At 47.7% G+C, this 20,927-nt stretch carries 16 protein-coding genes; 8 read left to right on the plus strand and 8 right to left on the minus strand.

The annotated features are described in order from the left end of the window. Positions 1–11: 11 nt before the first annotated feature. From edd to idnD, 6 genes are all read right to left on the minus strand, one after another. Positions 12–1,835, minus strand: coding sequence for a phosphogluconate dehydratase (edd, locus tag ACKPVM_RS12875; RefSeq protein ID WP_409309485.1), 1,824 nt, complete (start codon positions 1,833–1,835; stop codon positions 12–14). A 15-nt stretch (positions 1,836–1,850) separates the two neighbouring features. Continuing rightward, entirely contained in the window at positions 1,851–2,375 is a 525-nt protein-coding gene (locus ACKPVM_RS12880; RefSeq protein WP_409309487.1) for a gluconokinase, read from the minus strand. A gap of 284 nt (positions 2,376–2,659) precedes the next feature. Continuing rightward, a complete protein-coding gene (gene idnR, locus ACKPVM_RS12885) occupies positions 2,660–3,658 on the minus strand; it encodes a DNA-binding transcriptional regulator IdnR (protein ID WP_409309489.1) in 999 nt (332 codons plus the stop codon). 70 nt (positions 3,659–3,728) lie between these two features. Continuing rightward, positions 3,729–5,048 (minus strand): gluconate:H+ symporter, encoded by a 1,320-nt coding sequence (locus tag ACKPVM_RS12890; RefSeq protein WP_409309491.1) that lies wholly within the window; start codon positions 5,046–5,048, stop codon positions 3,729–3,731. A gap of 81 nt (positions 5,049–5,129) precedes the next feature. Beyond that, positions 5,130–5,894 carry a gluconate 5-dehydrogenase gene (gene idnO, locus ACKPVM_RS12895; RefSeq protein ID WP_409309493.1) on the minus strand — a complete coding sequence of 255 codons (765 nt, stop codon included), beginning with the start codon at positions 5,892–5,894 and terminating at the stop codon, positions 5,130–5,132. A 26-nt stretch (positions 5,895–5,920) separates the two neighbouring features. Beyond that, the gene (gene idnD, locus ACKPVM_RS12900) at positions 5,921–6,952 is read right to left on the minus strand and encodes an L-idonate 5-dehydrogenase (RefSeq protein ID WP_409309495.1); all 1,032 of its coding nucleotides are present in this window, start codon (positions 6,950–6,952) and stop codon (positions 5,921–5,923) included. A gap of 672 nt (positions 6,953–7,624) precedes the next feature. On the opposite strand from idnD, the gene ACKPVM_RS12905 reads away from it, so the two are divergent. The 3 genes from ACKPVM_RS12905 (at position 7,625) to dcuR (ending at position 11,506) form a co-directional block, all read left to right on the plus strand. Then, entirely contained in the window at positions 7,625–9,037 is a 1,413-nt protein-coding gene (locus tag ACKPVM_RS12905) for a DASS family sodium-coupled anion symporter (RefSeq protein ID WP_409309497.1), read from the plus strand. 140 nt (positions 9,038–9,177) lie between these two features. Next, positions 9,178–10,791 carry a sensor histidine kinase gene (locus tag ACKPVM_RS12910; protein ID WP_409309499.1) on the plus strand — a complete coding sequence of 538 codons (1,614 nt, stop codon included), beginning with the start codon at positions 9,178–9,180 and terminating at the stop codon, positions 10,789–10,791. Further along, complete coding sequence (gene dcuR / locus ACKPVM_RS12915; RefSeq protein WP_409309501.1) at positions 10,784–11,506, plus strand: two-component system response regulator DcuR; 723 nt, start codon at positions 10,784–10,786, stop codon at positions 11,504–11,506. The genes ACKPVM_RS12910 and dcuR overlap by 8 nt, the downstream gene beginning before the upstream one ends. Before the next feature lie 678 nt (positions 11,507–12,184). On the opposite strand, the gene ACKPVM_RS12920 is transcribed toward dcuR, so the two are convergent. Together ACKPVM_RS12920 and ACKPVM_RS12925 are read right to left on the minus strand one after the other, a co-directional pair. Beyond that, positions 12,185–12,457 carry a hypothetical protein gene (locus ACKPVM_RS12920; RefSeq protein ID WP_409309503.1) on the minus strand — a complete coding sequence of 91 codons (273 nt, stop codon included), beginning with the start codon at positions 12,455–12,457 and terminating at the stop codon, positions 12,185–12,187. Positions 12,458–12,501: 44 nt separating this feature from the next. Continuing rightward, positions 12,502–13,851, minus strand: a complete 1,350-nt coding sequence (locus ACKPVM_RS12925; protein WP_409309505.1) for a 2-hydroxycarboxylate transporter family protein — start codon at positions 13,849–13,851, stop codon at positions 12,502–12,504. A gap of 1,267 nt (positions 13,852–15,118) precedes the next feature. On the opposite strand from ACKPVM_RS12925, the gene dppA reads away from it, so the two are divergent. The 5 genes from dppA (at position 15,119) to dppF (ending at position 20,878) form a co-directional block, all read left to right on the plus strand. Next, positions 15,119–16,726 carry a dipeptide ABC transporter periplasmic-binding protein DppA gene (dppA, locus tag ACKPVM_RS12930; protein WP_409309506.1) on the plus strand — a complete coding sequence of 536 codons (1,608 nt, stop codon included), beginning with the start codon at positions 15,119–15,121 and terminating at the stop codon, positions 16,724–16,726. Between the two features lie 218 nt (positions 16,727–16,944). After that, positions 16,945–17,964, plus strand: coding sequence for a dipeptide ABC transporter permease DppB (dppB, locus tag ACKPVM_RS12935; RefSeq protein ID WP_409309508.1), 1,020 nt, complete (start codon positions 16,945–16,947; stop codon positions 17,962–17,964). A gap of 13 nt (positions 17,965–17,977) precedes the next feature. After that, entirely contained in the window at positions 17,978–18,880 is a 903-nt protein-coding gene (gene dppC, locus ACKPVM_RS12940) for a dipeptide ABC transporter permease DppC (RefSeq protein WP_409309510.1), read from the plus strand. Between the two features lie 13 nt (positions 18,881–18,893). Continuing rightward, the gene (gene dppD / locus ACKPVM_RS12945) at positions 18,894–19,874 is read left to right on the plus strand and encodes a dipeptide ABC transporter ATP-binding protein (RefSeq protein ID WP_409309511.1); all 981 of its coding nucleotides are present in this window, start codon (positions 18,894–18,896) and stop codon (positions 19,872–19,874) included. Then, positions 19,871–20,878, plus strand: coding sequence for a dipeptide ABC transporter ATP-binding subunit DppF (dppF, locus tag ACKPVM_RS12950; RefSeq protein WP_409309513.1), 1,008 nt, complete (start codon positions 19,871–19,873; stop codon positions 20,876–20,878). Before dppD ends, dppF begins: the two co-directional genes overlap by 4 nt. The last annotated feature ends 49 nt before the right edge of the window (positions 20,879–20,927 follow it).

Here is a 20,927-nt window from a genome sequence, read left to right on the forward strand (position 1 = left end):
AGCCTGAAAATCTATTGTGAAGACAGTCTGAAAATGGTTGCGCCTTCCTCCGCACTGGATACCGCGTGACGAAAGACAGAAAACCATTCTCTCCCTGAACCATGATGTTCTGATGAGAGGTCGGGATGGTAATCGGGTCTGCCTGTGATATCCGTCAGCACCTCTATTTTTCCATTTTCAGCATCGATGCGGATAATGTCGCCATCTGCAACGCGACAGAGCGGTCCCCCTTTATAGGCTTCTGGACACACGTGCAAGATGGAGGGGACTTTGCCGGATGCGCCAGAGAGTCGCCCGTCTGTCACCAGAAAGATCTTTAAACCCTGTCCCATCAGGTTACCCAGTATGGGCATCAGCTTGTGTAATTCAGGCATACCCGTTGCGGCAGGGCCGTTGTGACGGACAATAATCACGACATCCTCCGTGAATTCCCCAGCCTGATACGCCCGCTCCACTTCATGCTGTGATTCAAAAACACGTGCTGGCGCTTCAATAAAGCAATGTTCTGACTCAACGGCGCTGATCTTAATCACTCCCCGGCCAAGGTTCCCTGAAACAACGCGCAATCCTCCCTGAGGGCTAAATGCCTGACCGGGTAACGCCAGGACATCCGGGTTGGTGGAGTCCAGCGCATCGTGATAAGTGAGCTGGTCATTTTGGCAATACGGTATTTTCAGGTAATCATCCAGCGTGCCGTAGACGGGGGTGGCATCCATATTCAACAGGCCGCGTTCGTTGAGCGCTTTCATCAATGTGGGGACGCCGCCAGCCTGTTGGAAATCGTTAATGTCCGCTGGGCCATTCGGATACATTTTTACTAGCAAAGGGACGACTCTGGATAAAACATCAATATCGTCCCAGTTGACGGTGTAACCGGCACTTGCTGCAACCGCGAGCAAGTGAATGGTGTGATTGGTACTCCCTCCCGATGCCAACAGGGCAACCAGACCATTCACTATTGCTTTTTCATCAACCACATGGGCAAGCGGACGGTAGTGTGTCCCCTTTTGCGTCATCGTCGCGATGTGTTCTGCAATGCTGGCCGTCATGATTTCGCGCAGTGGATCGGTGGGGGAAAGAAAAGCGGAGCCGGGCAGCATCAACCCCATCGCCTCAAATACCAACTGATTGGTATTGGCTGTACCGAAAAAGGTACAAGTCCCCGGTGAATGATAAGACGCACATTCCATATGCAACAGTGATGTTTTATCCACTTCGCCTGCAACATATCGTTGGCGGACGTTAACCTTTTCCTTATTGCTGATCCCTGTAGACATGGGACCTGATGGGACAAATGCCGCGGGAAGATGGCCAAAAGACAGCGCGCCCATCAGCAAACCGGGGGCGATCTTATCGCAAACGCCAAGAAGGAGTGCGGCATCGAAGGTGTTATGGCTTAGGGAAACCGCTGTGGCTTGTGCGATCAAATCGCGAGAAAACAACGACAGCGCCATTCCATTTTGTCCCTGGGTTATGCCATCGCACATGGCTGGCACTCCCCCTGCGACTTGAGCGCTATGCCCTTGGTGGCTTAATGCCTGCTTGATAATGTCAGGATAAATACCATAGGGCTGATGTGCACTTAACATATCGCTATAAGCCGTAACGATACCGACATTGGCGCGCGTAAAATCCAGGATATGTTGTTTTTGCGTGGCAGAACACACGGCAACCGTATGGGCAAGGTTGGCGCAGGACAGCGCGGTGCGATTTTGCCATTGCGATGCTTGCGTTTCTACCGTGTGCAAATAACGTCGGCGTGATGCCTGACTTCTTTCCGCTATTTGTTGAGTAACCTGTTTAATGGTCTGATTCTGATGAGTGAACTGGCCCATAGACGCTCCCGGCGATCAACGATGCGTATGAATTGCGGTCATGCAACGTGCGATAACATCGTCAAGGCTACCGTCGATATTGACATGGATAACATCTGTCTCTTCTTTCTGCGGACATTCCAGCGATTCGAATTGGCTTCGTAATAGCTCGACGGGCATAAAATGCCCGGCGCGGGACTGCATCCGAGCCAGAACGAGATCAAAATCCCCGAACAGATGAATGAAAATAACGTTTTTATTGCCTTCACGAATTAAATCACGATAGCGTTTCTTTAATGCTGAACAGACAATAACGCCCGTTTCATTTTTCTTTTCCATGCTAAAGGCCGCGTCTCTGATGCGTTCCAGCCACGGTGAACGATCTTCATCATTCAGCGGGTTCCCCCCAGACATTTTTATAATATTGGCTTTTGGATGTAGATCATCGCCATCAATAAATTTTGCATTAATTTGATTTGCCAGTTTGGCACCAACCGTTGATTTACCGGTACTGGTCACGCCCATTAATATAAAACTTCTTCCACCTTGTTTGGTTTCCATTGCGGTTTCACTCTCTCTTTGACGTAATTTCTTTTATACCCGTCATATTTCAAGTTGCCTGTGCGTTGGTCTCGCTCGTTATTCGGCGCATTGATGAGCCTCGCCCCGACCCGCGCTATTAAAAAACGTGTTGTCGTTTCCGTTTTGCAACTCAATTATTTAGGGTATATACGACACCGTTCATCTTCCAGAATGGAAAATGAAATGTAATGTGTATTCCGTGATGAGAATACCCTGCGGCATTCTCCTTTTTTCAGCTTTATTTCTGACGAGATTGGCTCATATCATAATGTATCGCCACGATAAATTTGGTAGCCTAAGTCCGCAGAATAAGTTGAGTATTCATTATCATTAATTTTATTCAATAATATTGTTGCCGCCCGTTGCCCAATAGCAAAACGAGGGGTAATAACGGAGGCAAGACTCGGTATCATTTCTCGTCCTATTTCTAATCCATGAAATCCTGCTATGGATATATCCTTCGGTACATTAATACCTTTCCTCATACAATATAATAATGCGCCAACGGCGATATCATCATTCGTACAAAAAATACCGTCGAGATCGGGGTATTCTGTTAATGCACGGGATAGCAATTGTGCGCCGAGTTGCATTGATGATATTGATTGCGGGTTAATATGATAAATCGGTAATCCATGTTTCCTCATGGCCTCACAGTACCCCTGGTAGCGGAGTTCATCGCGTAAATCATCCTGTGAACCAAGATAGACAATCGTCTTTTTATTGCTATTTTCCAACATGGTAGAAACCATATCGAACGCCGCCCGGCTGTTGGCATATCCTACTTCCATATCCAGGCTGGGTCCCTCGGTATCCATCACTTCCACGATCGGAATTTTTGCATGGCGTAAATTTTTAATTGCACGCAAGGTATGCGATTTTTCAGATAAAATAATGCCATCAATATTATAAGAAAGCAGGTTGAGGATCTGTTTCTCCTCTGAATCCTTTTTATAGTTATAATTCGCAATAAGAATTTGATATTGTTTCCCTGATGTGACTGATTCGATCCCCGCGAGCATATCGGCAAAAACCTGATTTTTAAAAGAGGGAATTAATACACCTATCGTGTAGCTCTTGGTGTTCAATAACATTTCAGGTGCGCGATTGGGAATATAATCAAATTCTTCCATCACCTGAGCAATCCTTTTCCCTGTTTCAGGTGAAACCTGATTTGGGGTACGCAGATATCGACTGACAGTCATTTTGGTCACGTTGGCCAAATTAGCGATATCTTGCAAGGTTACTCTGTGCTTCTTCATTTTTTACTTTTACCTCAGATACAGGACAGGAAAAGGGTTCTTCTCCTATCCTGTATAGCACTCCAATGGGTCAATGAATAATACTATTCAGAATCAGTACGCCAATAAGTCCCAGAATGGAGATGAGCGTTTCCATTACCGTCCAGACTTTCAGTGTTTCCCCTACGCTCAGGTTGAAATATCCTTTAAACAACCAAAATCCAGGGTCATTCACATGAGAGGCAATGACACTGCCTGACCCTACTGCCAGCACCATTAATGCGGGGTCGGCGTGGGTGATACTGATCAACGGTAGAACAATGCCTGCCGTGGTGATCGCGGCAACGGTAGCGGAGCCCAGAGCGATACGTAACAGTGCAGCGACGGTCCAGCACATCAGAAGTGGTGATAATGATGAACCTTTCATGATATCTGCAATGTAATTGCCTACGCCGCTGTCAACCAGCACTTGCTTGAATGCGCCACCGCCAGCAATGATAAACAGGATCATGGCAATCGCGCCGATGGAATCGCTGACGATATCCATGACGGATTCCAGGTTGCGTCCGTTGCGCAGACCCAGTGTGAATACCGCCAGAACGATAGCAATAAACAGGGCGACGGCCGGGTGACCAATAAACTCGAAGAACTGCCGGATGCTATTTTCTTTTGGCATCGACATTTCACATATGGCGGCGGCGGCCATCAAAATAACAGGGATGACGGCAGCCAGAATGCTGACACCGAAACCGGGCATTTCCTCTTCGGTGAAGATCTTAGGATTGAATAGCCCTTTGGGTGGCTCCTTCTCATATTTTTTAAGTAATTTAGAAAATAGCGGGCCTGCAATAATGACCGTAGGGATCGTGATGATGATACCGTAAAGCAGCGTAATCCCCAGATTGGCATTAAAAATCGTCGCAATGGCGGTTGGGCCGGGATGCGGTGGTAAAAAACAGTGCGTAACGGATAGGGCGGCAACCATCGGCACCCCAACGTACAACAGTGGTAACTGGGCGGCGGCCACAATGGTAAAGACGAGCGGCAAAAGCAGAACGAAACCCACTTCGTAAAACATGGCCAACCCGACAATCAGCCCGGTGATGACCAGTGCCCACTGAATTTTATCTTTCCCTAAACGATGAATGAGGGTGGTGGCGATGCGCTGTGCTGCGCCTGTATCTGAGATGAGACGCCCTAGCATCGCCCCGAATCCCAGAATCATCGCTAGACCACCCAATGTGCCACCGATACCGGTCTGAATGGAGGCGAGGACTTTCAGTGGCGCCATTCCTTCCAGGACGCCGACAACCGCAGCGACAAGCGTTAACGCAATAAAACCATTAATCTTGAATCCGATCATAAGGATCAGAAGCAGTACGACACCTATCGCAATAATGACTAAAGGCATAAGATGTTCCCGTAAATAAAGGCAGCGAAACCTCGCCGCCATAATCATGATGACGTTCTACTTGTGTTTTTATAAGTGAGCTTATACTGCGACTAACATTCCGCCATCGACAAACAGAAGGTGTCCGTTCACAAAGTCGGATGCGCGTGAGGACAGGAAAACGGCTGAGCCAATCAGCTCTTCCGGATTACCCCAACGAGCTGCAGGCGTCCGTTTCGTCAACCATGCGGTAAATTCAGTATTCTCTACCAATGCTTTAGTCATTTCTGTTTTGAAATAGCCCGGTGCAATACCGTTCACCTGAATATTGTAACGTGCTAATTCTACACACATACCTCGAGTCAGCATTTTCACTGCCCCTTTTGATGCGGCGTAAGGCGTAATAGTGTCTCGACCTAATTCGCTTTGCATGGAGCAGATATTGATAATTTTTCCGGCACGACGTTCAACCATTTTTTTGGCAACGGCCTGGGAAACGAAAAATACTGCCGATTGGTTAACGGCAATAACATCATTCCATTCATTTTCAGGGAATTCGGTGAAAGGATGACGACGTTGGATCCCTGCATTATTAATTAATACATCAATGTTGCCGATATTTTCTTCGATATGGTCAATCGCGTTATTGACGTCCTGATGGTTGGTGACATCGAAAGAAGCGGAATAAGCGCGATATCCCATATCGGTTAATTGTGATACGGCGTGGTCTGCACGTTCTGCCGTAATATCATTGACGATAATTTCGGCACCTTGTTCTGCGAGTCCTTTGGCTAATAAGAAACCAATACCTTGCGCTGCGCCGGTGATTAATACTTTTTTATTCTCTAACGAAAAGATGTTCTTCATGTTTATCTCTCTGGTTTATTTTTTAGTTAGAATGTCAGTTGCACTTTGGCGGCTTTCGATTTGTCAGAAGCAAAGAGCAACGCTTTTTCGAGGTCAGTAAAGGTAAATTCGCCGCTGAGTAACGGCAGTGGGTCGATTGTGCCGTCATTCAACCAGTGTACGGATGTTGTAAATTCTTCGGTAAAGCGGAAGGTGCCAACCAGTTTTATCTCTTTTGCAATCAGCATCATCATTGGGAAGTCTGGTATTGCGCTCCCCATTCCAACCTGTACCTGAGTGCCTTTCGCGCGGGTAACTTCCAGGCAACGCGTCACGGATTGAGGGTGGCCGGATACTTCGAATGAAACATCGAAATAGCCTTTCTCTTTCAGGTACTCCGTGAAGTCGCCATTTTGTGCATGTACGACTTTTGTTGCACCCATCGCGGTTGCTAATGTCAGTGAACGTTCACTAATGTCAGCGCAAACAATTTCTGCGGCGCCCATCACTTTTGCCGCGGCTACAACCAGACAGCCAATTGGACCGACGCCAGAGACAAATACGCGTTTGCCACGCACATCTCCAGCCTGGTTAACGGCATGGATCGCGACAGCCAGTGGCTCGGCAAATACCATGACACGTTCATCTGACTGGTTATCAAAAGGAATACATTGTGCGGTGTCTACGATTTTATATTGTGTGAAACCGCCATCGACATGTGGGAAATACATTGCGCTACCGAAGAAGCGCATAGAAACGCACTGGTTCTCTTCATGGGCAAGGCAATATTTACAATGGCCGCACGGCTTGCTGGGATTCACCGCGACTTTCTGGTGAGGCAAGAATTTATCGTTGTCACTTTTTTCTATTGTGCCAATGACTTCGTGACCAAGGATCATCGGTTGTTTAACTTCATAATTGCCTATTTTACCTTCATGATAATAATGAAGATCTGAACCGCATATTCCTCCACGTGTTATTTTTACTAGCGTGCCTTTTCCCTGATAATCATATTCCTGGTGAATAACGTTGACTTTTTTCTTTCCTTCAACCACACAGGATTGTGTACTTTCAATCATGCTGCACCTCACTCATCCACTAAAAGATGCCGCTATGAAACGTTAATTCTAATGTTAAAAGTTTGAACTTCGTCACTATAAATCATGTTACATAACATATGTTACGCATAATGTGACCGAATCAAATGGTTGTTACAAAAACGATGTTACAAATACTGTGACCTATTCACCACATGCCACATGATGATGTTATTGAGGCTTTTTTATCTTTCCTGCGTTCTTATTTCCGTTGACGAAAATCCGCGTTGCTTATTTCACCCTCTTCTTGTTGTGGGTATTTTTTATTGAGCCAGATTTTCTCGTTGTCATTTTACGTTGATTTTATGTTTTTTTATTGTTGGTTATTATTTGTTGGCAGGATGTCATTTATTATCAATGTAAAATTTGGTTATTAAATAAACTAATAATCATGTTTAGTAACTAAAGTAATGCTATTTTTATGACGCTTTATAATATGATCTTTTTCATTATCTATTCGATTTGATGGGGCGAGAAAAGCACCCTGACCCATTGTTTTCTCGTCTTTTTTTTCACAGATGTTTCCCGTTGTGCAGGTTAATATCGTATTACTCTGCTGGGTGATGAAGGAAGAATAAAAAGAAACGCCAAATCCTCCGCTCGGGCATCCGTTGTGAACTCACGAATTCCGTTTTAATGAAGAGTGGTGTTCTTATGTCTGCAAATAATGGCAGGTTGCTAAAGCTCCTGATTATACTCTGTCTTGCTGGTGGGTTATGGTCGCTTCCGGTTCCTGATGGGGTCAAACCCGAAGCCTGGCACTTGATGGCGGTCTTTATTGCTACTGTTGTCGGCTTGATTCTCTCTCCTTATCCCCTTGGCGCGATGGCGATGTTCAGCCTGACGTCAGTCTCAATACTCGGTTTGTTACCCATTAAAGACGTTCTGGCTGGATTCAGCGATCCGACCATCTGGATGATTGCCTGTGCGTTCTTTATTTCCCGCGGATTTATTAAGACCGGTTTTGGTCGGCGTATTGGTCTGCTGTTTATCAGTAAGCTGGGTAATAGCTCGTTGGGGTTGGCTTATGGCCTGGTGTTCACCGATTTGTTGTTCGCACCAGCGATGCCATCCACGTCCGCTCGCTGTGGTGGGATCATCACGCCGTTGTTCCGTTCTATCTCTGAGGCCTATGACTCTACGCCGGAAAAGGGTACACAACGTCGTATTGGTGCTTTCCTGGTGCAATCGATTTTCCAATGTAACGCCATAACTTCTGCCATGTTTATGACATCAATGGCGGGTAACCCAATGGTTGCCAAGCTGGCTTCGCAATTTGGCATTCATATCAGTTGGACCGATTGGGCATTAGCCACCCTGTTGCCTGGTTTTCTGTCACTGGCGCTGATCCCTTACCTGATTTATCGCTTCTATCCGCCTGAGCTGAAAAAGACCTCAGAAATGCGAGCTATTGCGGTTGAACGCTTGCGCGAAATGGGGCGGATGAGCCGCGATGAATGGGTTGTTCTGGGCGTTTTCCTTGGACTGGTGACATTCTGGGTGCTGGGTTCTACGCTGAAAATCGATGCCACGCTGACGGCGTTGGCGGGGTTGAGCGTGTTGTTGTTAAGCCGTGCGTTGACCTGGGATGATGTCGTCGGTGAAAAAGAAGCCTGGCATACCGTCGTGTGGTTTTCCGTATTGATGACGTTAGCAGGGCAACTCAACAAAATGGGGCTGATTGCCTGGTTGGGTGGGTTGGCAGGTAATGCGGTTAGCGGTATGCATTGGTTGCCTATGCTTGGCTTGCTTTTGCTGGTGTACTACTACAGCCACTATCTGATGGCGAGTGCGATTGCCCACATCAGCGCTATGTATGCGATTTTTGTTTCGATTGCTCTGGCAGCCGGGGCGCCACCGATGTTAACGGTGTTGGTTTTCGGTATCTTCAGTAACCTGTTTATGTCTACTACTCACTATTCCAGCGGCCCGGCACCGATCCTGTTTGGTTGTGGTTACATGCCGTTAAGCACCTGGTGGAAGATCGGTTTTTCTATCAGCCTGGTTATTATCCCCATTTGGCTTGGGGTGGGTAGCGTATGGTGGAAGCTGCTTGGCTTCTGGTAAGGCCGGATAACGCTCACGTTTTCAACATCCTTTCTCCCATGACGCGTTTCGCTCCTGTAGCGGGCGCGTCTATCCAACACGCTAAAAGTGACGAAACAGTATAAGATAACGGTGTGATGATGGTTATTCCGGAGAGCGACATGAGCAAGAAGAAAGCGCCGCTGAAGTTGGGAACGTCGGTTTTTCTGATGGTTTCTGTCGTACTTGGCGCAGTGCTGTTGGTGGTGTACTCCTTATTGTTCTTTCGTATCAATCAGTTATCCGAAGATCATCTGCGTGAAAAAGCGTTTTCGATTGCTCGCACACTTGCCGCATCCCCTGTTGTGATTAATGAACTCAAAGGAATTGGCGATCCAGATATCGTCCAGAGTACGGCAGAGACGGTTCGACTCCGTAACCAACTGTTATTTGTTACCGTCACGGATATGAACACGATCCGTCATAGTCACCCGGAGCCGGAGAGAATTGGCGGATATTTTGCGGGACGTGATATCTATCCTGCGCTGCTGGGGATGGAAAATAGCGCAATTAACCGTGGTACGCTTGATCCCGCGCTAAGAGTATTTACACCGGTGTTTGATAGTGACCATAAGCAAGTGGGCGTGGTCGCTTTAGGGATTGCCTTAACCAGTGTACAAAAAGTTATCAGTGATAACCGCTGGATGATCCCATGGGCGATCCTTGCTGGTGCGCTGGTTGGCTGGCTCGGAACGTTGATTTTGGTGAAGGTACTCAAACGGATTATGCTGGGTTTTGAGCCGTTCGAAATCTCTAACCTGTTTGAGCAGCGTAATGCCATGTTGAAGCACATCAAGGAAGGTGTGATCGCGGTTGATAAACAGTCACGTATTACAGTGATTAATGATGAAGCGCGGCGTTTATTTCGTCAGGATAACGCGCTACCGCACAAATCGACAGAGGGTGTGAGTGAACAGTGGCTGGAACATCTGCATCTGACGCAGGTGCTGGAAAGTGGTATTCCCCGCCGTGATGAAGAAATCAATTTTAATGGTCACCTGTTGTTGACCAATACTGTGCCGGTGTTTGTAAAAGGCGATATTATCGGAGCTATCGCGACGTTCCGCGATAAAACGGAAATTAGTCAGCTTTTACAGCGTTTGACCGGTATGTCCTATTACGCGGATGCGTTACGGGCGCAGTCGCATGAGTTTATGAATAAGCTGCACGTGATATTGGGTATGCTGCATTTAAAATATTATTCCCAGTTGGAGGATTATATTTTGAAAACCGCCAATAACTATCAGGCGGAAATTGGCTCCATTATTCGTAAAGTGAAATCACCAGTGATTGCGGGTTTCCTGTTGGGGAAAATTAACCGTGCTCGCGATCTCGGCATTACCTTATCCATTAGTGAAGAAAGTCTGCTGCCTGATACGGATGATGTCGATGCAACCAATGAGTTGATTACGGTGCTGGGTAACCTGATTGAAAACGCGATGGATGCGATCAACGGTCAGGAGAATTGCGAAATCAGCGTCAGCTTCCATCATCAGGATGGTCGTTTGCATGTTACCGTTGGCGATGATGGTCCTGGTATCGCACTGGAGAATCAGACGCGTATTTATGAGCAAGGCTTTTCCACTAAGGGCAGTGGACGCGGTATTGGCCTGTATTTGACCCAACAGAGTCTGGAAAAGATCGGCGGTCAGATCGATTTTGAGTCGGAACCTGAGGTATACACTCAGTTTTTCGTTAATATCCCTTATCAAGTAAGGCTGTTTGACCATGATTAATGTACTGATTGTTGATGACGATGCCATGGTTGCAGAGCTAAATAAATCTTATCTGAATCAGGTTTCTGGGTTTAATTGTTATGCGACCGTACCAACACTACAGCAGGCCAGAAATTTACTGATGCAACCCAATTCTGAAATCGACCTGGTACTGCTGGATATTTATATGCAGCAGGATAACGGGTTGGATTTGTTACCCACGATCCGGGAATTCAGTGAAAAAACGGATGTGATTATTATTTCCTCTGCCAGTGACGTCTATACCATTAAAAAAGCGCTGCACTATGGCGTAGTGGATTATCTGATTAAGCCCTTCCAGTTCTCACGTTTTGAACAAGCACTGACGGCGTACCGTGAAGAAGCCAACTTACTTAAGCACCGTGACTTCGTCGCGCAGTCTGACATTGATAGCCTGATTCGCCGTACCAGCGGCAGCTCAATGAGTGAGCGTAAGAAGCTACCGAAAGGATTGACCAGCTTAACATTGCGTACCGTGTGCGAGTGGATTGAAGGTAATCAGGGCGCTGAGTTTTCAACGGAGATGCTGGCTAACGCGATTGGTATTTCCCGCGTTTCATGTCGTAAATATCTCATCTATCTGGCAGAAACGGGCATTCTTGCGACCAATATTCTGTATGGCTCAACGGGACGACCGGTGTATCTCTACCGCTTACTGCCAGAAAAGCAGGATGCGTTGCGGCAGTATTGTGAATAAAAAGCGGCGAATAAGGTAAACAAAAACAGAAACAAGGCGGGAGCGATCCCGCCTTGTGCTATACACATATACACAATTCAGTGACGATGAAACCAAATGGAGTGGGTTTAGAAGGGATGCGTGATGTTAACAAGTAAATGCAAGACGTTTATTCGATGGGTCAGTATTGCTCTTGTCTCTTTTTTTTATTATCTACTGGTAGGGGGCGTTGGTGCGATTTCCTTTGATAAGGATATTATGTATTTTTCAGAAAAAACGATATCTGTTGAATATCACAGAGCTAGCCTAGAGATGATGCAGGAACATACTAACTCGGTGTATTTAGCTGCGTTCATCGCTTTTCCTATCTGTATGGCTCTGATTCTGATTATTTTCAAAAAGATTAGGTAGTTGCGGTAAACTAAACCGTTACCGATGGCTGTTGCCGAAAAAGCAGGGTTCGCTGCGGCAGTATTGTGAATAAAAAGCGGCGAATAAGGTAAACAAAAACAGAAACAAGGCGGGAGCGATCCCGCCTTGTGCTATACACATTCAGTGATAATGAAACCAAATGGAGTGGGTTTAGAAGGGATGCACTATGTTAACAAGTAAATGCAAGACGTTTATTCGATGGTTCAGTATTTGCCTTGTCTCTTTTTGTTATTTGATAAGCATTGCTATTTTTTCTTTTGGACATGTTCAAGATAAGGAAAGAATGGTTTTTTTATCTGATAAAACAGTGTCAGTTGAATACCATTTTGCGATATTGGCTGATATGCGAGAGTCTATGGACTCCATGTATTCAGCCATACTGATTGGTTTTCCAATTAGTATGATCCTGATTCTGATTATTTTCAAAAAGGTTAGATAGTTGCGGTAAGCCAAACCGTTACCAATGGCTGTAGCCAGAAAAACAGGACTCGCTGCGCCAATATTGTGAATAGTTAGTGCTGGATAAAATAAAAACGCCATGGCAATCCCCGTGGCGTTTTTATTATTGGAGAAGCTCGGTTGAATCAGACAACCCAGCCCAGTAACAATGTCGCGCCAATCACGGTTGAAGCCCCGCCGATACGGGTAGCGATTTGTGCGAACGGCATCAACGACATACGGTTAGATGCAGACAGGATGGCGACATCACCGGTTCCACCTAAGCCGCTGTGACATGTAGTCACGATAGAAGCTTCAATCGGGTACATATTCAGGCGTGGCGCGATAAGGAAACTGACGGCAGCCATTGACAGCACGACAGAACCACAGACGATCACATAGCCGATAGAGAAGACGGCAACCACGCTCTCCAGCGGGATATACAGCATTCCCAATCCAATCATTAACGGCCATACCAGTGAACTGGACACAAATTTGTAGACGCTGTGCGCACCGGTTTCCATGGTGCCAGGGATGACTCGGCTGTATTTACAGAAGACGGCAATCAGGATCATCAGTACCGGTCCCGGAATGTGGACCAGTTTCTCGAACAGACCACCAACGATAAAGAAGGCGCAAATCATCAGTAGCCCGCCTCCCATCAGGTGGAAATCGACAGGTTTTGGGGCTTCTTTGACGGCAAACATCGCATTTTCTTCGTCACTGCGAACCAAACGGCCTTCGCCGTTCAGATCCTTACGACGCATACCGAGGCGGGATAGAATACCTGCGCAGAAGATAGCGAAGATATTACCGACCACAGCGGCTGGTGCCAATTGAGCGACATACACATCCGGGGTTTGGCCCAAGATTGCCGAGTAAGCTAATGACAGTGGAAGGATACCTTCGCCAATACCGCCACCGATAATCGGTACGATGATGAAAAAGAACGTATGGTAGAAGCTGTAACCGAAGAGTTTTCCGACCAACAGGCCCGTCACTAGCGCGGTTGCTGTTCCGATGACCAATGGTACGAACATGCGGATCATCCCCTGAATCAGGATTTTTCGGTTCATCCCCAAAATGCTGCCAACGACGAGACAGGCGATAACGAAATAGAGAAAATTTGCCTCTTTCATTAACAGATGCACGGTCTTCATGGTGTTATCGTTAAATAAATTAAAGTACACCATAATTGAGGGCACCATCAGACAAAGAATGGCTGGGCCGCCGACATCTTTAAATACCGGTATTTTATAACCGATATGCGACAGTAAAAAACCCATTGTCATGATAATGGCGAAGCCACCAATCATATTTTTAGGAAGATATCCCGCATAGGCGGCGATAAAAACAATAACAGAAATAGCAATAAAAAGAGCTACGGGAACAGAGCTTATTTTTTTGCTTAACAGGTTTCCGATGAAGGACATTGCCTGAGGCGTTTCGATGGCAAGATTATTCTCACATAAAATATCGGTTTCAGTTTTTTTCATTGTATTCACCCGTGCTAAGACGTTTGGGACAGAAATGGTTTGTTCTATCTTTAATGACTAAATTTTTGTTCTTTATCAATGTGTAGCAAGAGAATGAGAAAGCGTTTTTTATTTAGGGCTTTTTATTTATAAAGAAAGCAGATTGGAGGGTAATCTAGCATGAGTGAATGTTAAAAATAATACATCATGCCGTGATTAATGCTGTATTTGTGAACTTATCGACAACTCTTTTTTAAATAATTTATATCACTCTTTTGTAATTAAATTAATTTATTTTGAGTAAGGAGGTTTTGTGATGGTTTTTTCGAAGGTACTAACAGGAAATAAAAATATCATTTTATAAGAATAAGTAAATAGTCGATATAGACAGCAGTGAAAATATTTTCATAAAGAAAACTTTAATTTGTTTATACCCGTCATACTTCAAGTTGCTTGTGCGTTGGCTACGCTCACTCACCCGAATCACTTACCTGAGTAAGCTCATCGGGATTCCTTCGCTTGCCGCCTTCATGCAACTCGAATTATTTAGTGTATAAGGCGTGAATTAAATAAATTATCCTCATTTTTATCACCCCATTTTTCTATTTAGCACCATAGCTTTTTAACCATAAAAAGGCGGTAGTTGTCGAGCGATCCCTGGTCACTGGCTCAGATAAACGTTACATGGCCCACCATGCCGGTATCCGCCTACCTGCGGCCCAGATTATTTGAAGTATAAAGTTTTTTTATCGAGCGTAGATAGTCTGGATTTCTTTGATAGACGGTCAAATTAATATCATTTTTGCTTATTGCTTGGCAGAATTTTCACCTGTAGTTAACCTTTTTAACAAAAAATAGTGCTCATATCTTGGACACATAGGACGATTTTACTATAGTTTTTTTAATGGTGATAATTTCCTTTTATATGCGATTGTATGGTGTTTTCGCCTGGCTTAATGCGCTGTATCGATACATAAATTCTGGTTTTATTTAAAAATATGAATTTTATTTTTAAGCATGGTGAAGCGAGTGATTGTAAATCCCTACAGCTTATGTTGACGTCACCGTGATCTATTGACAAATTGAGGGCGTCTATGAGGTAAGAAGCCGCTGGGGATAAGGGTCATACGACGTGCTATATGTGCGTCTGTATATTTTGCGTCTCCCGCTGTTTACTCCCTCAATATTTTACTTTATGCCTTCGGGCAACAGGGTACGGACCGAAGCGTTTAAAAATACAGGTCTGACCAAATCAACACACAACATCACCCATAGTGGAGCACAAGTAATGGCAAATTCCCTGGCTAAATCAAGGATACTGACACTCAGCCTTGGTCTGCTGGCAATGTCTGTCACAGCAGGTTTGCAGGCGAAAACGTTAGTTTATTGTTCAGAAGGCTCTCCGGAAGGTTTTAACCCACAGTTGTTCACCTCTGGTACGACATTTGATGCCAGTTCTATTCCTATCTATAACCGTCTGGTGGAGTTTAAAGACGGTACGACAGATACCATACCGGGTCTGGCCGAGAAGTGGGATATTAGCGAGGATGGCAAAACCTATACGTTCCATCTGCGTAAAGGCGTGAAATGGCAGGACGGTAAGGATTTCAAACCGTCCCGCGAATTCAATGCCGATGACGTGATTTTCTCCTTCATGCGTCAGCAAGATGCTAATCACCCGTATCACAAAGTCTCTGGTGGTAGTTATGAATACTATCAGGGGATGGGGATGCCTGAGTTGGTCAGCAAAGTTGAGAAGGTCGATGATTACACCGTGCGCTTTGAACTGACTCGCCCAGAAGCGCCGTTCCTGGCTAACCTGGCGATGGATTTCGCCTCCATTATGTCAGCAGAATATGCCGATAAAATGCTGAAAGCCGGTACGCCGGAGAAGATTGACCTGAACCCGATTGGTACTGGCCCATTCCAGTTACAGCAATATCAGAAAGACTCCCGCATTCTGTACAAAGCTTTCGAAGGTTACTGGGGTAGCAAACCGGGCGTCGATCGTCTGGTTTTCTCCATTACGCCAGATGCTTCCGTACGTTACGCCAAACTGCAAAAAAATGAATGCCAGATCATGCCGTATCCGAATCCAGCCGATCTCGTGCGCATGAAAGAAGACAAGAACATCACGTTGATGGAGCAACCGGGGCTGAACGTCGGCTATCTTGCTTACAACGTTGAGAAAAAACCGCTGGATAACGTCAAAATTCGCCAGGCGCTGAACTATGCGGTTAACAAATCTGCCATCATTGATGCTGTCTATCAGGGGGCCGGTCAGGCTGCAACCAACCTGATCCCACCGACCATGTGGGGCTACAACAGTGACGTTAAAGACAACGGCTACGATCCTGAAAAGGCGAAAGCGTTGTTAAAAGAAGCGGGTATGGCTGACGGTTTCTCTATCGACCTGTGGGCAATGCCGGTACAGCGTCCGTACAACCCGAACGCGCGCCGTATGGCGGAAATGATTCAGTCCGACTGGGCGAAAGTTGGCGTGAAAGCCAAGATCGTCACTTACGAGTGGGGCGAGTATCTGAAACGTGCGAAAGACGGTGAACACCAGACCGTGCTGATGGGGTGGACGGGCGACAACGGGGATCCAGATAACTTCTTCGCGACGCTGTTCAGCTGCGATGCTGCCAAAAATGGCTCCAACTACTCCAAGTGGTGCTACAAGCCGTTTGAAGACTTGATCCAACCAGCGCGTGCCGTTTCCGATCACGAAAAACGTATTGAACTGTACAAACAAGCACAGGTGGTGATGCACGATCAGGCTCCGGCACTGATTGTCGCGCACTCCACCGTGTATGAACCAGTACGTAAAAACGTGAAAGGTTACGTGGTTCAGCCGCGTGGTGTACATAGCTTCAATAACGTCACGTTGGATTAATTCAGCCACTGATTTTCATGGACACTGAAAACCCCGACCTTGCGATTCCTCGTCATAGGAGTCGTGGAGGCGGGGTTTCTTGCCCATTAAATTTTTGGGGCGAGTTTTCCTGTCCGCCACACACGACGTTTAAAATCGTTCCTGACGATTTTTTATCTGTGAGCAATGATAAGCCCGGTAGCCTATGAGCCGCCGGGCATGAATAGAGAGTTCGGGATATGTTGCAGTTCATACTCCGGCGTTTGGGGCTGGTTATCCCAACGTTTATTGGTATCACCCTACTGACATTTGCTTTTGTGCATATGATTCCAGGCGATCCAGTCATGATCATGGCGGGAGAACGTGGTATTTCCGCCGAACGCCATGCGCAATTGCTGGCTGAAATGGGGTTGGATAAACCACTCTGGCAGCAATATGTCCATTATATTGGTGGTGTGCTGCATGGTGATCTGGGGATCTCCCTTAAGAGCCGCATCCCCGTGTGGGAAGAATTTGTGCCTCGCTTTAAAGCGACGTTGGAACTGGGCGTTTGCGCCATGCTGTTCGCGATTGCCGTGGGGATTCCTGTCGGCGTATTGGCAGCGGTTAAGCGCGGTTCCATTTTCGATCATACCTCTGTTGGCCTGGCGCTGACGGGCTACTCCATGCCTATCTTCTGGTGGGGCATGATGCTGATTATGCTGGTCTCCGTTCAGCTCAACCTGACGCCCGTTTCGGGACGCATCAGCGATACCATTTTCCTTGATGACAGCATGCCGCTGACCGGCTTTATGCTGATCGATACCCTGTTCTGGGGCGAGGAAGGCGACTTTATCGACGCGGTTGAACACATGATCCTGCCTGCCATCGTGCTGGGCACTATTCCGCTGGCGGTGATTGTGCGTATGACGCGCTCTGCGATGCTGGAAGTGCTGGGCGAGGACTACATCCGTACCGCTCGTGCTAAAGGATTGAGCCGCCTGCGGGTGATTGTTGTGCACGCGTTGCGTAATGCGATGCTGCCGGTGGTGACGGTGATTGGCTTGCAGGTTGGCACCATGCTAGCCGGGGCGATCCTGACGGAAACCATTTTCTCCTGGCCGGGGCTGGGGCGGTGGTTGATCGATGCGTTGCAGCGCCGTGACTATCCGGTGGTTCAGGGCGGCGTGCTGCTAGTAGCGACCATGATCATTCTGGTCAATCTGCTGGTCGATGTGCTCTATGGCGTGGTGAACCCGCGCATTCGTCACAAGAAATAAGGGGAAGGCAGAGATGACACATGTCACTGAACCTGTTGTAAATCATTCGCCTAAGCCGATGACCCCATTACAGGAATTCTGGCACTATTTTAAGCGTAATAAAGGGGCCGTGGTTGGCCTGGTTTATGTTGTTTTGATGCTGGTTATCGCCATTGGGGCGAACGTACTGGCACCACATGCACCCGCTGAACAGTTCCGCGACGCGTTGCTGCGTCCACCTGTTTGGCAGGAAGGCGGTAGCTGGCAGTTTATTCTGGGCACTGACGATGTTGGACGTGATGTACTGTCGCGTCTGATGTATGGTGCGCGATTGTCGCTGCTGGTCGGCTGTCTGGTAGTAGTGCTGTCGCTCATTTTGGGGGTGATCTTTGGTCTGCTGGCGGGGTATTTCGGCGGCGTGGTCGATGCGCTGATCATGCGTGTCGTCGATATCATGCTGGCGTTGCCAAGCCTGTTGCTGGCGTTGGTGCTGGTGGCCGTTTTCGGGCCGTCCATTGTGAATGCTTCGCTGGCGCTCACTTTTGTGGCACTGCCGCACTATGTGCGTTTGACACGCGCGGCGGTGCTGGTGGAAGTTAACCGCGATTACGTCACGGCTTCACGCGTGGCGGGAGCCGGTTCGGCGCGCCAGATGTTCGTCAACATTCTTCCTAACTGCCTGGCACCGCTGATTGTGCAGGCTTCTCTCGGTTTTTCTAACGCCATTCTTGATATGGCTGCTTTGGGTTTCCTCGGTATGGGCGCACAGCCGCCAACGCCAGAATGGGGAACCATGCTGTCGGACGTTTTGCAGTTTGCGCAAAGCGCCTGGTGGGTGGTGACGTTCCCCGGTCTGGCAATCTTACTGACGGTATTGGCGTTTAACCTGATGGGGGACGGCTTGCGTGATGCTCTCGACCCCAAACTCAAGCAGTAACAGAGGTAGAGAGATGGCGTTGCTCAATGTAGATAAACTGTCGGTTCACTTTGGTGATGAGGGGCTGCCGTTTCGTGCGGTCGATCGCATCAGTTATCAGGTGGAAGAAGGGCAGGTGGTCGGTATTGTCGGGGAATCCGGCTCCGGTAAATCTGTCAGCTCGCTGGCGATAATGGGGCTGATTGATTACCCCGGCAAAGTGATGGCCGACAAGCTGGAATTTAACCAGCGCGATTTAAAGCAAATTTCCGAGAAAGAACGGCGTAATCTGGTGGGTTCTGAGGTCGCAATGATCTTTCAGGACCCGATGACCAGCCTGAATCCGTGCTACACCGTGGGCTACCAGATCATGGAAGCTATCAAGGTGCATCAGGGCGGTAACCGCAAAACCCGTCGTCAGCGAGCAATTGATTTGCTGACTCTAGTCGGGATCCCCGATCCCGCTTCGCGTCTTGATGTGTATCCGCATCAACTTTCCGGCGGGATGAGCCAGCGTGTGATGATCGCGATGGCGATTGCCTGTCGGCCAAAGCTGCTGATTGCCGATGAACCGACTACGGCACTCGATGTGACCATTCAGGCGCAGATCATTGAACTGCTGCTCGAATTGCAGCAGCGCGATAATATGGCGCTGATCCTGATTACGCACGATCTGGCGCTGGTGGCGGAAGCTGCGCACCACATCATCGTGATGTATGCCGGGCAGGTGGTGGAGTCAGGCAAAGCGGCGGATATTTTCCGCGCGCCCCGTCATCCGTACACTCAGGCGTTGCTGCGTGCGCTGCCGGAGTTTGCGGTAGACAAATCCCGACTGGCATCCTTGCCGGGGGTCGTACCGGGTAAATATGACCGCCCGAATGGCTGTCTGCTTAATCCGCGCTGTCCCTATGCGCAAGACCGCTGTCGTCAGGAAGAGCCTGAACTGCGCGATATTCCTGGTCGTCAGGTGAAATGTCATACGCCGCTGGATGATGCGGGGAGGCCGACCCTATGAGTCAACATAGCACAACATCGCAGCCACATTTACTACATGCGATTGATTTGAAAAAACATTATCCGGTTAAAACAGGTTTTTTTGCACCGGAACGATTGGTGAAAGCCCTGGATGGTGTGTCATTCACGCTGGAACGGGGTAAAACGCTGGCTGTTGTTGGGGAATCCGGCTGCGGTAAGTCTACGCTGGGGCGTTTACTGACCATGATAGAAATACCGTCTGGCGGTGAGCTTTATTATCAGGGGCAGGATCTTTTGAAACCCGATCAAACGGCGGAGAAACTGCGTCGGCAGAAGATCCAGATCGTTTTTCAGAATCCTTATGGATCGCTGAATCCGCGTAAAAAAGTCGGACAGATCCTGGAAGAACCGCTGTTGATCAATACCGAACTGTCGAAAGCTGAACGACGCGAAAAAGCGTTGACGATGATGGCGAAAGTGGGGTTAAAAACCGAGCACTATGATCGCTATCCGCATATGTTCTCTGGTGGCCAGCGTCAGCGCATTGCCATTGCTCGCGGATTGATGCTGGACCCGGACGTGGTGATCGCCGATGAACCGGTTTCGGCACTGGATGTATCGGTGCGGGCGCAGGTACTGAACCTGATGATGGATTTACAACAGGAGTTGGGGCTGTCCTACGTTTTCATCTCACATGATTTATCCGTGGTCGAACATATCGCTGATGAAGTCATGGTGATGTATCTGGGCCGCTGCGTAGAGAAGGGCAGTAAAGATGCCATTTTCAACAATCCGCGCCACCCTTATACGCAGGCATTGTTGTCTGCGACGCCGCGTCTGAATCCGGATTTACGTCGCGAGCGTATCAAGTTGATCGGTGAGCTGCCTAGCCCGCTGAATCCACCGCCGGGCTGTGCGTTCAACGCGCGTTGCCAGCGCTGCTTCAGCACCTGCACCCAGTTCCAGCCGCAGTTGAAAACCTACGGTGAACAGCAGGTCGCCTGCTTCGCTGTCGATCAGGATGAAAATGTAGTATCAGCTTGATTAAGTCATAACCCACGTTGCCTTTTCGGGGCGTGGGTTAAAAATGGAA

It is taken from the genome of Pectobacterium hainanensis (genome assembly GCF_046237015.1).
GTDB lineage: Bacteria > Pseudomonadota > Gammaproteobacteria > Enterobacterales > Enterobacteriaceae > JBJYIN01.

Bases quoted from the DNA above. Each gene is read 5' to 3' on its own strand.
- edd (WP_409309485.1), bottom strand. From the start codon at position 1,835: ATGGGCCAGTTCACTCATCAGAATCAGACCATTAAACAGGTTACTCAA.
- ACKPVM_RS12880 (WP_409309487.1), bottom strand. From the start codon at position 2,375: ATGGAAACCAAACAAGGTGGAAGAAGTTTTATATTAATGGGCGTGACC.
- idnR (WP_409309489.1), bottom strand. From the start codon at position 3,658: ATGAAGAAGCACAGAGTAACCTTGCAAGATATCGCTAATTTGGCCAAC.
- ACKPVM_RS12890 (WP_409309491.1), bottom strand. From the start codon at position 5,048: ATGCCTTTAGTCATTATTGCGATAGGTGTCGTACTGCTTCTGATCCTT.
- idnO (WP_409309493.1), bottom strand. From the start codon at position 5,894: ATGAAGAACATCTTTTCGTTAGAGAATAAAAAAGTATTAATCACCGGC.
- idnD (WP_409309495.1), bottom strand. From the start codon at position 6,952: ATGATTGAAAGTACACAATCCTGTGTGGTTGAAGGAAAGAAAAAAGTC.
- ACKPVM_RS12905 (WP_409309497.1), top strand. From the start codon at position 7,625: ATGTCTGCAAATAATGGCAGGTTGCTAAAGCTCCTGATTATACTCTGT.
- ACKPVM_RS12910 (WP_409309499.1), top strand. From the start codon at position 9,178: ATGAGCAAGAAGAAAGCGCCGCTGAAGTTGGGAACGTCGGTTTTTCTG.
- dcuR (WP_409309501.1), top strand. From the start codon at position 10,784: ATGATTAATGTACTGATTGTTGATGACGATGCCATGGTTGCAGAGCTA.
- ACKPVM_RS12920 (WP_409309503.1), bottom strand. From the start codon at position 12,457: ATGGCGTTTTTATTTTATCCAGCACTAACTATTCACAATATTGGCGCA.
- ACKPVM_RS12925 (WP_409309505.1), bottom strand. From the start codon at position 13,851: ATGAAAAAAACTGAAACCGATATTTTATGTGAGAATAATCTTGCCATC.
- dppA (WP_409309506.1), top strand. From the start codon at position 15,119: ATGGCAAATTCCCTGGCTAAATCAAGGATACTGACACTCAGCCTTGGT.
- dppB (WP_409309508.1), top strand. From the start codon at position 16,945: ATGTTGCAGTTCATACTCCGGCGTTTGGGGCTGGTTATCCCAACGTTT.
- dppC (WP_409309510.1), top strand. From the start codon at position 17,978: ATGACACATGTCACTGAACCTGTTGTAAATCATTCGCCTAAGCCGATG.
- dppD (WP_409309511.1), top strand. From the start codon at position 18,894: ATGGCGTTGCTCAATGTAGATAAACTGTCGGTTCACTTTGGTGATGAG.
- dppF (WP_409309513.1), top strand. From the start codon at position 19,871: ATGAGTCAACATAGCACAACATCGCAGCCACATTTACTACATGCGATT.